We start from the raw sequence: 16125 nt of genomic DNA, 5'->3' as shown, positions 1-16125 counted from the left end.
TGTTCAAATAGATAATTCTGTAAAACTAATTCTCCCTATAATGAGTAGGGGGAATTAGTTAAACTACAATATAGTAAGTATAATTATCTATTTGATTAAGCTATCTAATTGTAATCATATCCAACCGCTGTTACATCAAATTCATGTGTTGTCATGATATCAAACATATCTGGATAAAAGAAAACATAGTTTACTCCTGAGCCAAGAGAACTTTTATATTTTAAACCATCATAACCAAGGTTTTTAATCAACTCCGCAAGATATTGTGTTGGAATATATTCAATATCTGATACAGATGGATCAATAGGTTTTGTTAGTATGTAAGCGAGGTAATTCAAAAGTTCTTGTGCTTGAATAGTTTGAGATAAATCATCTGATAGAAAAGGTGAACTTAAGAACTCTTTAGAGCTTAAATCTATAATTTTAAGTTGCTTATTGGCATGAATTGTTGCGACTGTTACTTTTGCACCAATCCAAGGTCGTGTTTCTGCAATACATGTGTATTTATCGCTTGCAACATAAAGGTAGGGTATTCCTCTTGGATTCACTCTTCCTGAAGTAGCTTTATCATATGGTGGCGGCCCCATTTCTTCAACAGAATATCTACCAATTCTTGCTCTGTAAAATTGTGAATTGGGATCAAATAGGACTTTTTTGTTGTGAAGTAACATCTTTAATTCATTTGATAAATCATATTCGGGAAAGTATCTATTTCTTCTTTTGATAGAGTTGGAAAATTCATTCCACATCTCACTACTACTAACATAAGTAAAAGCACTACTATTTTTAGAATATAATTCATGACGATCTAAAGAATCTTCAAAGTCTCTATGATAGTTTAATATATCAAATAAAAGCTCATTTTGATTAGTTTCATCCGAGAATACTTGCCAGTCTTCTTGTATTAGTTCTTCTAAAAGATTACCATTATCTGTAGCACACTGGAGATGGTAATTATAATGTTCACCATGGGTTGTGGGTTCATAGATAGAAAATAAATTCTCGAAATCTCCAACTAACATTTCTATATTAATGGCAGGAACATTTTGTTCACCACAGTAATCACAGTCTGAAATAAATCCTTCGTTTTTAATTTTATCTATCATATAAGAGTCTTCAAAGCAATGTAGACAACAGTTCATTTCATCAAATCCTCTCTACAATGTAATTACTTTAGCATAAATTATTATAACATTTCTTATTGTAGCAAGATAAATATAGTAACCTTCATATCAAAACAAACGAACTAATTATTATGCAAAATTACTTTGATTTTAAGGTAGAATATAAAATTGTATAGATTTAATAATGCTATGATTTTAATTTTTATGATTCAAATAAAAATCGGTTGTGAGGTACGGCTATGGGAAACTACTATAGATTAGCAGAGTTAGGAAAGCTAAAAAAAAGAGAAGCTATAACGTTTGTCCTTGTTTTTTTCTTAGGGATGCTTTTAATATTATTTTACATTCCTATCTTTCAATTAATAATCTCTGCATTATTATTCTCAGCGACAATGTATCTATTAGTACAAGTTTCTAAGAATAAGATAAAGGACTATCCATTAGGATTTAAAGTATTGTTATATTTATTACTACTTTCATTTGCTTTCATTTTTCTACTTACATTGATAAATAATCAAATTATTTATGGTTATGGATTGGTTGCGGTTTTGTTTGCCTATTTGTACGTTACTGGTGTATTTATATATTATTTGATTAACGTACTATATTATTGGGGACTGAAAAAAATGTTTCCGTTTGAGAGAGAACCAGAAGTAAATAGGTTTTTGCAAATAAGTCAAAAGAAGCTGTCAAAGTATATAGAATTGGATAAACAAAAAGTTTTTTATAATATAAGTTTGATAAATTCCTTTTTATATTTTTTGTTTGTTTTATATGGGATGCTATGTTTTATCAAATTTACTGAAGGTGATCACGTAGCGGTTCTTGGGATATTATCTTCATGGGTAAAGGCACAAGAATGGTTGAATTTTTCTAATGGTATTAGTGTAGTTTCACTATTATTGGCAATATACACAATTACAATTCCTGTACAAAACAAGATTATTAAAGAGGCAAGAGAAAATTACAAAGAAAAATACCAAGATTTTATTAAATAATAATCTATTTCACAGAAGTTGGTAAGTGTTAAAAAGAGTTTTTCTCCCGGCATAACCTATTCCGAGTAAAAACTCTTAGTTTTTTATTCAAATAATGCACCTGAGTTGATGAAGTAGGGCCTAAAAAATTCTTTGACTAAACTATCAAGAATAATTCCACAAAGACAATAATACCGCGTCTAATTCTTTGATTGTATTACGGAATTCTGTATATTCTGCGGGAGTTCCAAGGTCTCCTTCAAAATCTTGGTTAAATAAAGGTAGTTGGCCGATTTCAACAAACTCTGTTAGTGAACGATGTATTTGGAACATACGACGTCATGGTAGGATTGAAGCTACAGAAAAAGTTTGAGATATCTATTAAAGAAAACTTACGTAAAGATTTACATGGAGATGATGCAAGATTTGAATTAATGTTTAATCAAAATGATGGTCTATGGGACTTGAATTTCGCTTTGAATTATGTAAATGGGTTCCAAGAGGAGATGTCATTAGAGGAAGTTTTTCGGTTAATTTATCGATTTTTATTTAAACGTGTAGAGAGAATAGAAGAAAGAAACAAGGACGTAAATTAACTGTAAAATCGTATTTCTTTCCTTTGTCCCAAATTCATCAAGCAAACCCGTATATCCTATTCATTTATATCTTTGTCCGAATCTCCCACAATTCCGGGAAGAAATAGTTATCAAGAACTTTCTTTAAATAACCAACACCCGATGAGCCTCCGGTTCCTGTTTTATGTCCGATAATTCTTTCAACCGTTTTCATATGACGGAAGCGCCACTGTTGGAACCAATCTTCGATATCAACCAGTTTTTCCGCCAGTTGGTACAAATCCCAATACTTGTCGACATTGCGATAGATTGCTAGCCAGGCCTGTTCGACAGTGGCATCCTTTTCATATGTTTTTGAAAAATCGCGATGCAGAACCCCTGGGTTAATTGGAAATCCTGCACGGGACAATGCCTGAATCGTAACATCGTAAAGCCCTGGACTATGGTATGCTTTATCCAAAATCTTAAAAAGCTCCGAATCCTTTTGATAGATTTTTAGAATATAAGGCGTTTTATAGCCAAGGACAAATTCAACCAACCTATATTGATAGGATTGAAAGCCGGATGCATTTCCCAATTTGTCGCGAAATTCCATGTACTCTGTAGGTGTTAATGTTGATAATACATCCCATGCCTGGATAATCTGAGTTTGAATTTTTGAAACGCGGGCCAGCATTTTAAATGAAGTTTGTAATTCATTCCGCTCAATCGCCCCTATGGCAGCTTGGATTTCATGAATTATCAGCTTTAACCATAATTCGCTTACTTGATGAATGATAATAAATAACATTTCATCATGATGGTCGGATAATCGCTTTTGACTGGATAATAATGTATCAAGCTGCAAATAATCACCGTACGTCATTTTTTCTTTAAAATTGGTATGGATGTTTTTTTCTGATTTAAATGTATCATTCGGATCATGTTCACGCATTTTTAAATCTCTCCTTCCAAAATTGGCCCTAAAACAGCACGCACCGGACTCCCATCAGCCCCTGTAATTGCGAGCGGCAAGGCAATTAGGTCATAGTAACCTTCCTTTACATGGTCAAGCATTAGATTTTCCAAAATATGAATTCCATGTTCGTAAAGTGCATGATGGGTGTTTAACGTTTTACTGTCAGGCGGATCAACGGAAGGCATGTCAACACCTAGTAATGTTACACCCTTTTCCTTCAAAAATGGAGCAATATCAGGATCCAGAAAGGGCATTTTTTCCGGAAAATATTTCGGATTATTTGGGAGTGCTGTCCGCAATAAAATTCGAGTAACATTGTCCCAGTTGAATTTCTGTAATACCGCTGCCGTTATTTTCTCAGTATGGCTTACGTCCGCAACAAACGCTTTGCCAATATAGTGATCCAAATCGAGTTGATCCACTGTTCTTCCACTCGAGTCATAGTGAAATGGTGCATCAATATGTGTTCCTGTATGCAAACTGGTTGTCATTTGTCCGATATTAACGGATCCAGTTTTTTCCTTTGTGTACGTAAGCGAAAAAGAAAAAGGTGTGTCTCCTGGCCAATGCGCCATATCGTTTGTCAGCGGTTGGGAAATATCAATCCATTTGGTCATTAGGCAATTACACCCCGCTTGTTTTCATACTTTTTATAACGTTCTTCTGCCATTACTATTTTCAAAATTTGCACGACATGCCAAACTTCTGCAAATGTATTGTATAAAGCGACCGGTGCCAGACGAATTCCGTTCGGGTTGCGAAAATCCGGCACAACTCCCTCAGATTTTAAAGCCTTGCAAATACGGGCTGCCTCGGGGTGTTTCAGAAAAATATGTCCGCCTCGTGTCAGGTCATTCCTTGGGTTGGCAATTGTAAAGCCGTACTCCACCAGTTCAGCATCAATCAATTTCATCAGGTAATCTGTTAAACGCAGTGATTTTTCACGAATTTTATCGATGCCTGCTTCCTCAAACATTTCCAATGAACCCAATAATGGGGCGGCACTTAATAAATGCGGCGTGCCGATTTGATAGGCACCGGCATTTACAGCTGGTATCAGCGTATGCTCCATATCGAATTGTTTATCTTTTGCCGAGCTGAACCAGCCAGCAAGTCCGGGTTGATGGCCAAAATGTTTTTCATTCACATAAAGACCGCCAACACTTCCAGGTCCTCCATTTAAATGTTTGTACGTGCACCAGAAAGCAAAGTCAACACCCCATTCTGACAATTGGTGCGGAATGGCTCCTATAGAGTGGCATAGATCAAAGCCTATAATAATATTTCGTTTTCGCGCCTCTTCTGTCAATGTCTTCATATCTAGAATTTGGCCACTGCGATAAAGAACCCCGGGCAAAACAATCAAGGCAATATCTTCAGTCATGCAAGAGATAATATCTTCTGTTTCCAGTGTGTCTCCATTTTTGCTTTTCACTTGAACTAGATATTTGTCGGGGTAAAGGCCTCTCAAGTTTAGCTGGCTATTTAATGCATATATGTCGGAAGGAAAGTTTAATTCATCGGCAAGTATTTTTGTTTTATTTCCTTCCGGCTTATAAAAACTAGCAACGAGTTGATGGAGATTTGTTGTAGTTGAGCCTGTTATAACGACTTCATTTGGCTTTGCCCCTATTAGTTTGGACGACATCTCACCAAGCTTTTCGGATAAATAAAACCATGGATGTTCTCCCTCAGTCCATCCGTCGATGGCATATTCCTTCCACATTTCTAATATTTTCCCTGTTGCAAGTTCAGCACGTTTTGATAAAAGCCCCAATGAATTTCCGTCAAAATAAATTTTTTTCTCCGAAACGTAAAATTCATTGCGGTATTCTCTTAGCACATCGCTTTGATCCATTTCTTGTGCATAGGAAAACTGCGTATGCATGTAATTGGCACCCCTTTATTAATTTACAATATTACATCTATATGAACTCTTCTGAAAACTCAGTATACATGATTGCAAATAGGAATGGAAATGAAGGTGGGTCACTATGTTGCTTGCCATTTATATTATGCAAAACAAAAAGAGCAATTTGCTGAATAAATGGAGAGTGATTCATTGTATAAGTATATATTTGTCAGAATCCTCGGGATTACTCCCAACTTGATTATCATAACCACCCTTATTTTTTCCCTTGCAAAACTGGCTCCCGGGGATCCGTTTGCTTATTTAGACAGGCACAACCAAAGAAGATATTGAGAGGCAACGGGCCATGTATGGGATTGGCAATCCGCTTCCTAAACAGTATTTCGTATAGTTAACAAGAGGGAAAACCTTGCCCGATACCTTCTAAATTAGGATTTAGAAGGTTCCACAATAGAAGATCCAGATGGATGGGAGAATTGTTTTAACTACGGATTGTGGGATATAAAGATTATTAAGAAGGCACTTTGTAGAATTCATGCGTTGGATAGGACCTTCGCCAATTATATAATAATAGTTTGTTGTATAGCAGATTGATAAGAATCTCCCTTTTTGATAGTAAGAGGGGATTTGTTGTTAGAAGGATTTACTACTATTCTTATATATTGAAACGTTCAGATAAAATGTAGAACGCAAATTTAAAAGGAGCAAAAGTACAATTATATTTTTGCAGTGGGATTTCTTCCGACAATTTTTTCATGCTAAAATTAGAATTGCCTCTTAGAAAAGAAAGAGATGTCAAACTTTAGTAAAGGAAGTCAGGTTAATGATAAACAACTTGATAAAAATTAACAGCATGAAATCAGATAATGATCCTTGGGAAGCATATTTAGATATTGAAGAACATGGAAAATTGACTTTATCCAATATTGAATTTACAACCACATATTTATGTAATATGCGTTGTGAGCATTGTGCGGTAGGATATATGTTGCAACCAAAAGATCCTGAAGCTTTACCGATTGAGTTAATAATTAGAAGGTTGGAAGAAATTCCACATTTACGAGCGATTAGTATCACTGGCGGAGAGCCGATGTTTTCAAAAAAATCAGTAGAAAATTACGTTCTTCCCTTATTAAAATATGCACATGCCCGTGGAGTTCGTACTCAGATGAATTCTAATTTAACTATGCCTATAGATCGTTATTTAACTGTAATCCCATTCTTAGATGTGTTACATATCTCCCATAATTGGGGTACTGTAGATGATTTTATTGATGGTGGTTTTGCAAATATGGATAAAAAGCCGCCAAGTGAAAAACGTGCACAGCAATTTGAACGCATGATTGAAAATAGCAGGATTTTATCGGAGGCAGGTGTTATGGTTTCAGCTGAAACGATGCTGAATAGGAGGACTCTGCCTTATCTTGAGAACATTCATAGGCAAATTGTAGAAGAGATGAAGTGTACGCGTCATGAAATTCACCCAATGTACCCAAGTGACTTTGCTGCAAATCTTGAGGTTTTAAGCTTAGAAGAAACTAAATCTGCCATTCATCAGCTTCTAGATTTTCGTGATGAAAATGTATGGATGTTATTTGGTACACTTCCATTTTATCCATGTAATGAAAATCAGGATGATCTCGACTTACAGCGGAGAATTTATGAGAGTAAAAATGTATCTGTCCGGAATGATCCTGATGGTAGATCTCGATTAAATGTAAATATATTTACTGGTGATGTCATTGTCGCTGATTTTGGGGATGTACCAGCTCTTGGTAATATTCAAACAGAATCTCTAACACATTTGTTCGATAAATGGATTGAGAATCCTTTGGCAAAAACGTTAAATTGTCATTGTCCATCAGTTCGTTGTCTCGGGCCAAATTTGTTAGTGAAAAATACTTATTATCCGGAACAGGATTTCCAACAAAGAAAAGCGAGGATATAGATTTAAATATATAGACCACATTTTGTGGACCAAATTAATTCTTTAGAAGATGTTATAAACAGTGTTAATTCTATAAAGCTTAATTAAGAAAATAAAACTAACTCCAATATGTAATAATAAATTTGACTGGACACTTTTTGGTGTCTTATAATAAAGACACCAATTGGTGTCCAATTTGCAAGGAGAGGGTGGTTTTGAACGATAAAAATCTAGAGCGAGATGTTTATGGGGCCATTGCTGATCCAACAAGACGCAAATTATTACACTTGTTAGCAGAAGCAGAAGAGCTACCTCTTCATGAATTAACCCCTCAATTTCAAATGGGGCGTACTGCTGTTTCAAAACATTTGGCCATTCTTAAAAATGCTGGTTTAGTTGCTGATCGTAAAGTCGGTAGAGAAACAAGGTATCGACTAAATGCAGCTCCCTTAAAAGAGATTAAAGATTGGGTATCTTTTTACGAGAAGTTTTGGACGGATAGAATGGTAATTTTAAGAAGTTTATTAGAGGAGGAGTAAATAATGGCAGATGTATCATTAGATTTCCACTATAAAAGTTCAATAGGCAAAGTGTGGAACGCATTAACAGATTCGGATATGCTTGCAAAATGGATATGGAAAAATGACTTTAAACAAATTGAAGGACATAAATTCCAATTTCGATCTGAGCCAAATGAATGGTGGGATGGCATTGTAGATGGCGAGGTGCTCGAAGTGAACGAGCCTCATACATTATCTTACACTTGGCTAAGTGCTGGAGAAAGAACTACTATTACATGGACTTTAACAGAAGCTGATGATGGAACCACCCATCTCCATTTAGAGCAAACTGGATTCAGTGAAGCAACAAAAGCCCGTGCGGGAGCCATCCAGGGTGCAAATTATGCTTGGACGAAAAATGGAGAACAACTCGAAAAAGTGTTGGCTGAATTGTAAAGAGGATTTCTTCATTCACTAGGATGTTTGCTTTTTAGCACCAACCTTCTACGTGGGTACTAGAATATATCAATTAATAGAAATTTATTAAATTTTTTATAATCGTCTTATACAATTAAACCTTTCTTCATAAATAGGGCGCTTTTCCGGGAAAAGAAAAGCGTCATTTTTTATTAATAAAGAATTGAGTTTAATAGGTAGTTTTGTAATAATTATTTTTAAAGCCAAGGAAGAGGGATGGTTGTAGAAGCTTTTATCATACAACTGAGGGAAGATAAATACTTTGTGGGGCGTTGATAAAAGGACTACTAACTGCGAGATTTTACGCCATGAAACTTTTCGTTAATAAAATTTAAGTGACGTAGAAAATTTTTTTATCAAATTATTATGAGTTTGTCGATTATAAAACACAATAGATTCATTTGAAGTTTTACATACATGGCAATACTAAATTTAGAGAATGGGGAGGATAGCTGATGAAAGTAAATCAATTAATTGCGAACAATATTAACCGATTAGATACCATCTTACCTGAAGATCAATCGTTAGGAATTGCTGGTTTGTCCGGATCTGGAAAAACCACATTTTGTCAAACTATTGGTGAAGAATCCAAGAAGCGGCTCGTTTCCTTATTACCAAAGGCAGAATATCAGTATTTGTTTTCTAATATTATGGAAACGAATTTTAGTGCCATAAAGATGGAAGACATGCCCTTAGTCCTTTTTCTTGGAAGATCATCTATTTCTTCCAATCCACGTTCAACAATTGGCACCCATACCACCGTCTTTAAAGAGATCCGCGTGCGGCTTGCTGAAAAATTTAATCTTTCTCCAGAAGTTTTTTCATTTAATAATGAATTGGGCTGGTGTCCAACTTGTAAAGGACGTGGGACTACCAAAAATGTCGAATGTAATAAGTGTAATGGTAGGCGTTATAATCAGGAAGTTGAGCAAAAAAGAATAGAATTATTGAATCAACCACATAGTATTTCCGATATTAATGAGTTGAGCATTGAAACGATACTTACACTAGCAGAAGATTTACATATTAGTGAAGCAAAACAACTTATTCTTAAAAATATTATCAATATGAATATAGGTTATTTAACATTAAATCGCATTATGGGTACTTTGTCAGGTGGAGAATTAACAAGACTTTACTTGGCAGAATTCATGTCTTCTAGTGAAAATACCATTATTATTATTGATGAAATCTCCGTGGGTCTTGATCACCAAACACTTTTGAAAATACTAGAACAGATTAATCAATTAGGCTATAAGAATGAAATTTGGCTCATTGATCATTCTGACACAGTGCTCGATACAACTGATAAGCAATTGTTCTTTGGACCTGGCAGTGGGAAATATGGCGGGAAAATTGTTGAAGAATCACCACGTCCAAAACCTGTTTTTTGGGAACGAAATCAGGCAATGCCTACAGAATACTATCAATTTCATGATCTTTACTGTCGTAATATTCAAATGTCTGAAATTCAGATTCCAAAAAATAGACTTGTAACCTTTACGGGTGAGTCTGGATGTGGTAAGTCAACCCTTGTCAATGAGTGTATATCCAAAGATTTTCTAAAGCGATATCCAAAAGATAAACTGGTTATGGTAGGTCAAGATCGAAACCAATCGATTACCAGTAGGTCAACTGTTGCAACGTTTCTTGATATCAAAAGGAGACTTACAAAATACAGTGACGAAATTGATGATATTTTTGAGCGCTCCATTGAAGACATTATTGAGGACATTCCAAATGAAGACATCGCTCATAAGCGCTTAAGCTTATTGATCAAACTAGGACTCGGATATTTGACCTTGGAAAGAAAGACACAAACCTTATCGACAGGTGAATTTCAATGTGTTCATTTAGTTTCTGAGCTGTTTTCGAACTCAAGAAACCCACATACGCTTTTTATTTTTGATGAGCCTTCCAAAGGTTTATCACAAAATATTTTAAACCAATTTATTGATAGTGTCAGGGTCATTCTCCAAGATGAATCTGTCAGCATCATGATGATCGAACATAACGACTATATGCTCGAAAGCTCTGATTTTATTGTTGATTTTGGTAAAAGACAGCTAGAACCTGTTCGACATCTTGATGTTATCAGTCATGATGATTATTTTAGTCAACATAACAGTACAAATAGAGTTGCTCAAATGCATATTTCTTCAACACTTGATTCAAATAATGGCATTAAATACTTAAAAGAAAACCATATCGACTATTTTAAAAATGCAGAAAACGTCTATAAGGGTGGCATCTTAAAAAGCTTATCATCCATGGCGCGTCTAATTTATGGGGAATACGAATCCGATACTATTGCACCTGTCATTGCCATTGATCTTGAAAGGCATTTGTATAGTCAATATAGTTTTCTTTATGAGATAGGTGGTTTGATCAACCATATTGTGGCTTCTCATCCGACGAATAAAGATACAAGAAGCTTCGATTTCTATAATCAAGAAAATCATTGTCCAAGCTGTTCTGGTCGCAGGGTTATTGAAAAATTTGATATTGATGTTGTCATTCAAGACAAAAACGTACCATTCTGGGATGGCTTATTACATCCGGACGTAATGGAAGTATTAAAATATTATCAATACCCGAAATTGCAATTCCTCTTTGATGAGATAAAGAATGAGCTCGGCCAGGATATAAGTAAAAGTTATAATGATATGACTGAAGCAGAAAAGCAGACTTTTTTATATGGGTATTGGGAAGAGTCATTCTATGATAAGGAAGGCAAGACAAGGAGAACATGGGAAGGCTTTAATGTAATTATTGGGCGCTATATGTCTATTTCGAAATCAATGATTAAAGAGCATATGAAAGCATCAAAAGAGATGATTACTTGTCCAGTCTGTCAGGGAACCGTGTTAAACCACCATAAACAACTAAAATATGGTGACACCGATATTCGAGAGATTATTCAAACACCGATCGATCAAGTTATACAATCAGTAGGTAACTTACCAGAACTGGTAAAACTAAAAGCAATTGTTGGCGGCGATATTACACTTACGGAAGATGTCTCCTTACTACCTAGGGAAACACAAGTATCGCTGAAAATGCTTGAACTAGAACTAGCAAGCTTTGTAGGCTATGAAATGGTATTACAAAATGTTTTACCATTCTGGGACAGAATTAAAGGGAATATCGAAGCAATAAGCAGCAAAAATCGGATTACAATCTGTGATTTTTCTAATATTGATGAAACGAGAGAAACCATTATTGAAAAGTATTTCACCAAAGGAAAATTTAAAAAAATAACGTATGTCTACGAAGCGTTTGGTTACAAAAAAATTGTCACCGAAATTAATAAGATTAAAAAAAGTCATCCATGTCCATTTTGTAAAGGAAAGAAAGTAATAACAGAAGATAATCTGCATGATGGTGTGTTTAAATTAACAATTCCATGTGTTAGTTGTTATGCAAGTGGTATCGATGATGAAGGACGGAAGGAAAAAGTCGATGGCATAGATGTCCAAACATGGCTAACAGGTACAGTAAGAGATGTTTTTGCTGAAGACTCGAACCTTGAGGCTGTTGCACATATTCCAATTTTCAATCGTATTCGTGAGTTGAATAAACGAGATATGATGGCAGTATATCAATGTCTTGAACAAAATGTGTAGAACAAGCCTTATGTTCAAACAAAGCTAGATGTTAGTCAGTGATAGAAAACTCATTTGCAGTAATATTTGCAAATGAGTTTTTATTCTATTCTGAAGAGGAGCTTGCTGGTTTAAAAGAATTAAAAAATGTTATTCTAGATAGACAAAAAAACAATGAAGTGAGAAAAAATGCTATACCTTTTTTTATCCCTTTTAAAAACTATTCTAGAAAATACATTAATTAAAGATATAATGGACAGTATTCTAGTAGGTAAATATGGTATAAAAACAATTCATCATCCACCATCAAAATTCACGAAATTAAAAAAGATGTGAAAGATTCTTCTCAAATTCACGACATGAAGAATGTGAAAATATACTTTAAGATAAAGGACCCGATTCATTCGGGTCTGCTTTTATAATTAATATATATTTTTAAAAGATAATTTTCTTCTTAATTCGCCTTCAGGATTTTTCCATCCACTTCATCCGCTGCTGAATCAAACGTCCGAATCCACTTAAATCGATTTACCTTCACAATTGCTACAAAACATTTCAAGATTTGATCCGACTTTAAGCAAATAAAAGTAATCAAAGGCGATAGTTCAAATACAAATGCACAAAGGGCTGAAGCTGGAAGCACTATCATCCACATGAAAATTGTATCATTGATCAAAACAAATTTTGTATCGCCACCGCTGCGAACAATTCCTGTTAAAGCTGGCATCTGGTAGGCAGTACCGCAAACCGTTATCGATAAAACGGTCATGAACTGCAATGCAAGAGATCTAGCTTCTTCAGAAATGGAATAAAAATCGAGAACCAAACCCTTTGTAATAAACAAGAGTACACCTGTACAGAATCCAATAATGAGATATAAGATTTGTAAGGTTTTAGCGTACGATTTAATTTTATTGACGTTTCCTTCACCTATCGTTTTGCCAATTAATACGGTTGTGGCACTAGCAGAGGCAAAAACGGCAACGGCTACAATACCAAATACAGTAGTCGCAATGCTATTTGCCGCAATCGCAGCAGCACCCATATGTCCGAGAATAGCAGTCTGTACTGCCATCGCTAAACCCCAAATAAAGTTGGACATAATAATTGGTGATCCCAGATTGATATATTGCTTAAATAAACCAAACTCAATGTTAAAGAAATCACGAAGTTTCAAGTAAATCTTTTGGTCAAAGCGCTTTACAAAAATGATAATTATAATAAACTCTATGATTCTTGAAGTTAGAGTTGCAATAGCTGAACCTTGCACTCCCAAGCTTGGAAACCCAAAATGTCCGTAGATCAGGATGTAATTTAAACAAACATTGATGATGAGAGTGGAAGTAGACAAAATAAATCCTATTTTTACAGTTTCCACACTCCTTAGAATTGCTAGTAGAATACTAGTAATAGCAAAGAAAACATAAGAAAAGCAAATGATTTGCAAAAATTTAGTTCCTTCTGATATAACGTTTACATCTTTAGTGAACAATGACAGGACGTCTTCAGGGAAGAAAAAGATAATCGCCCACATAATCAATCCAACCGAAATGGCTAGGCTCATCCCAATGCTCGATATCTTCTTGATTGATACGATGTTTTTAGCTCCCCAGTATCTCGAAGCCATAATGACAACGCCTTCTCCAACACCCATGACGAGCATGTGCAGTACAAACTGAATCTGATTAGCCAGTGCAACTCCGGAGAGTGCATATTCACTATATCCTCCGACCATTAAGTTGTCTGATAGATTAATTCCAAATGTAATAATGTTTTGTAGACCAATGATCACTGTTAAGGTGAAAAATGTTTTATAAAATGATTTTTCTCGTACAAATAAGCTCATTATTGGAACCCTTCTTTTTTTTAGAGTGTTATTTCTATATGTAAATTGGAGCCATGATGAAAAACGGACTTTTCATTGTATAAAGGTGAATAGGGACCAATTTTAATTTTAGCCATAAATTTAAGTATATTCATACAATATTGAAATTTTATCAGATTCTTACTAGAATACAATACTTATAATGGAAAATTTTCTCTGCGTTATGGGGATTTCTGTCAAAAAAGGTAGTTTATTTAGATAAAAAAGGATTTTACTGTAAATATATAGAACTTAATTTTATAGCTTGTAATAGAAGGTGGTTTATGAAATGGCATCTATACATGATTCAGAACTCAAAAGGATACTTCAAGAGTATGGCATAAACGCTCCTCAAATCTCATTAATAAGACACAATGAAAATCTAACATATAAAATCATCGATACAAGTTTACAACATTCCTATTTATTTCGCGTTCATCATCCAATCACTAAAAATATGGAAGGATTGCAACATACAAAAGAAGGGGTACATTGCGAACTAGCACTACTTCAAGATATGACAGAAGAAACTGATTTAATTGTACAAGAACCAGTGCAAACCCATTCTAGTCAACTAATTACTAAATATTCTTTTATAGCTGACCAGTCCATCTATTGTTCATTGTTAAAATGGATTGAAGGTAGAAATTTACAAAGGGAAGATTTTTCGAATCGCGAGCTAGTTACTAAATTAGGAGTTCAGTTAGCCCATTTGCATAAATATTTTAAGGGCTTAATACATAATGACATAACACAATCACGACCACATTACGGCAGAAATAAAAATGAGAATATGCTGGCTCATATATATAAAGGTGTGGAGAAAGGGTTATTCAGGGGGCATGAGTACGATATTATCGTTCAAACAGTCGAATTAATACATTCACGTCTGTTTGGTAATAAGGAAAACGCCGATGATTGGGGAATTATTCACGGAGATTTGAATATGGGTAATATTCTTGTGACGGAGAAAGAGGAAATTGCTTTTATCGATTTTGGGCTATTTGGTTACGGTCATTATCTTTTAGACGTGGCTATGGGTGCTTTGAATACTACTCCAGAAACAAGAGATATTTTCTTGAAAGCGTATTTTGGAAACACCACTTATTCGAAAGATATATTACTAATTGTGGAAGGTTTTATGTTGATTTCGATAATGGGATATTATGCAAATCAGATGGAAAATGAAGAAGTACACCCATGGATTAGAGAACGCATGCCATTGCTTTGTAAACTACATTGCAAACCCTTTTTAAATGGAGAAAGTATCCTGTACAACTTTTAACTTTACAGATAGGACTATTAGGTTTGTTGAAGAAGGAATATCGTACTAACTTCAAGAAATAGTCAGGAAAATAATGAGGAACTGGGTGTTAATCATAAGGGAATTATTTTTTGAAATAGAAGGGTATAATGTCCACTATTATGAATGGGGTAAGTGTAACAAACCAGCGATAGTATGTTTACACGGTCTTGGTAATAGTGCATCAGCCTTTTTTGAAATGGCTGAATACCTAGAAGAAAATTATTATATTCTGGCATTCGACAGTCCTGGTCACGGAAAAACACCTCCGTTTAAAAATAAAGATGAATACTTATTTTCAAAGCTGGTAAAATGGTATGATCATGTATTTCAGCACGTATTAAAAGAACCTTTCTATATTTTAGGTCATTCTTGGGGAGCAGATATTGCACTACATTATGCAAAATATAACTCGGAAAAAATTAAAGGTGTTATTTTACTAGATGGTGGCTATACATTTCCAGATTTCCAGGAGGATATGACATTTTCAAAAGTATATAATGGTTGGAAATATTATATGGATCATTCTTCAGTTTTCGAATCTTGGGAAGATGTTGCAAGAGAGTATAAACAATTTACACAACGATGGAACGAAAAAATAGAACTAATGGTATCAACACTTTTCAATAAATATGAAAAATATGAGCTTATCACTTCAAAATTCACTGTATTATCTATTATTAAAGCATTTTTTAAAGAAAGCTTTATTACAACATACCCATACATTAAATCACCACTGATTTTAATCCATTCAACTCTTCCAATGGATTTAGAGAATGCTAGGAAAAGGGGAATAAACGAATTAAGACGAAATGTAAAAGATGTTACGATTGTTTCTATGGATGAGACTAATCATATGGTTCATTGGGAGCACCCAGAAAAAGTAGCTAGCGAAATTCATAGCTGGCAAACTAAGTTGAAGGTAACGTTTTTAAAATGAATCGT

Annotated in this window: 14 protein-coding genes; 9 read left to right on the top strand and 5 right to left on the bottom strand. The window is 34.6% G+C overall.

From position 1 onward, the window contains the following. Window positions 1-104 precede the first annotated feature (104 nt). Entirely contained in the window at window positions 105-1106 is a 1002-nt protein-coding gene (locus KHA93_RS06520) for an RES family NAD+ phosphorylase (protein ID WP_213109998.1), read from the bottom strand. A gap of 257 nt (window positions 1107-1363) precedes the next feature. On the opposite strand from KHA93_RS06520, the gene KHA93_RS06515 reads away from it, so the two are divergent. Together KHA93_RS06515 and KHA93_RS06510 are read left to right on the top strand one after the other, a co-directional pair. Then, window positions 1364-2122 carry a hypothetical protein gene (locus tag KHA93_RS06515; protein WP_213109997.1) on the top strand — a complete coding sequence of 253 codons (759 nt, stop codon included), beginning with the start codon at window positions 1364-1366 and terminating at the stop codon, window positions 2120-2122. Between the two features lie 290 nt (window positions 2123-2412). Next, on the top strand, window positions 2413-2697 hold the full coding sequence (locus KHA93_RS06510) for a hypothetical protein (RefSeq protein WP_213109996.1): 285 nt from the start codon (window positions 2413-2415) through the stop codon (window positions 2695-2697). 64 nt (window positions 2698-2761) lie between these two features. Here KHA93_RS06510 and kynA read toward each other — a convergent pair whose 3' ends face one another. The 3 genes from kynA to kynU are packed head-to-tail and all read right to left on the bottom strand — an operon-like array spanning window position 2762 to window position 5522. Continuing rightward, complete coding sequence (gene kynA / locus KHA93_RS06505) at window positions 2762-3610, bottom strand: tryptophan 2,3-dioxygenase (protein WP_213109995.1); 849 nt, start codon at window positions 3608-3610, stop codon at window positions 2762-2764. 2 nt (window positions 3611-3612) lie between these two features. After that, on the bottom strand, window positions 3613-4251 hold the full coding sequence (kynB, locus tag KHA93_RS06500; protein ID WP_213109994.1) for an arylformamidase: 639 nt from the start codon (window positions 4249-4251) through the stop codon (window positions 3613-3615). Beyond that, complete coding sequence (gene kynU / locus KHA93_RS06495; RefSeq protein WP_213109993.1) at window positions 4251-5522, bottom strand: kynureninase; 1272 nt, start codon at window positions 5520-5522, stop codon at window positions 4251-4253. Before kynU ends, kynB begins: the two co-directional genes overlap by 1 nt. Before the next feature lie 805 nt (window positions 5523-6327). On the opposite strand from kynU, the gene yfkAB reads away from it, so the two are divergent. From yfkAB to KHA93_RS06475, 5 genes are all read left to right on the top strand, one after another. Then, entirely contained in the window at window positions 6328-7452 is a 1125-nt protein-coding gene (gene yfkAB / locus KHA93_RS06490) for a radical SAM/CxCxxxxC motif protein YfkAB (RefSeq protein ID WP_213109992.1), read from the top strand. Between the two features lie 194 nt (window positions 7453-7646). After that, window positions 7647-7970, top strand: coding sequence for an ArsR/SmtB family transcription factor (locus KHA93_RS23115; protein ID WP_233711065.1), 324 nt, complete (start codon window positions 7647-7649; stop codon window positions 7968-7970). After that, the gene (locus KHA93_RS23110; RefSeq protein WP_349772345.1) at window positions 7971-8387 is read left to right on the top strand and encodes an SRPBCC family protein; all 417 of its coding nucleotides are present in this window, start codon (window positions 7971-7973) and stop codon (window positions 8385-8387) included. 476 nt (window positions 8388-8863) lie between these two features. Then, entirely contained in the window at window positions 8864-12034 is a 3171-nt protein-coding gene (locus tag KHA93_RS06480) for an ATP-binding cassette domain-containing protein (protein ID WP_213109991.1), read from the top strand. Between the two features lie 38 nt (window positions 12035-12072). Continuing rightward, window positions 12073-12258, top strand: a complete 186-nt coding sequence (locus tag KHA93_RS06475) for a hypothetical protein (RefSeq protein ID WP_213109990.1) — start codon at window positions 12073-12075, stop codon at window positions 12256-12258. 209 nt (window positions 12259-12467) lie between these two features. Here the strand turns inward: KHA93_RS06475 and KHA93_RS06470 are convergent, their stop codons facing one another. Beyond that, the gene (locus KHA93_RS06470; protein WP_213109989.1) at window positions 12468-13859 is read right to left on the bottom strand and encodes an MATE family efflux transporter; all 1392 of its coding nucleotides are present in this window, start codon (window positions 13857-13859) and stop codon (window positions 12468-12470) included. Window positions 13860-14166: 307 nt separating this feature from the next. On the opposite strand from KHA93_RS06470, the gene KHA93_RS06465 reads away from it, so the two are divergent. Together KHA93_RS06465 and KHA93_RS06460 are read left to right on the top strand one after the other, a co-directional pair. Further along, complete coding sequence (locus KHA93_RS06465; RefSeq protein WP_213109988.1) at window positions 14167-15162, top strand: phosphotransferase enzyme family protein; 996 nt, start codon at window positions 14167-14169, stop codon at window positions 15160-15162. 85 nt (window positions 15163-15247) lie between these two features. Beyond that, window positions 15248-16120 (top strand): alpha/beta fold hydrolase, encoded by an 873-nt coding sequence (locus tag KHA93_RS06460; RefSeq protein WP_213109987.1) that lies wholly within the window; start codon window positions 15248-15250, stop codon window positions 16118-16120. Window positions 16121-16125 lie beyond the last annotated feature (5 nt).

Origin of the sequence: Lederbergia citrisecunda (assembly GCF_018343695.1) — a bacterium.
GTDB lineage: Bacteria > Bacillota > Bacilli > Bacillales > Bacillaceae_C > Lederbergia > Lederbergia citrisecunda.
Note: the sequence above shows the minus strand (reverse complement) of the source record. Positions and strands in the feature narration are given on the sequence as shown.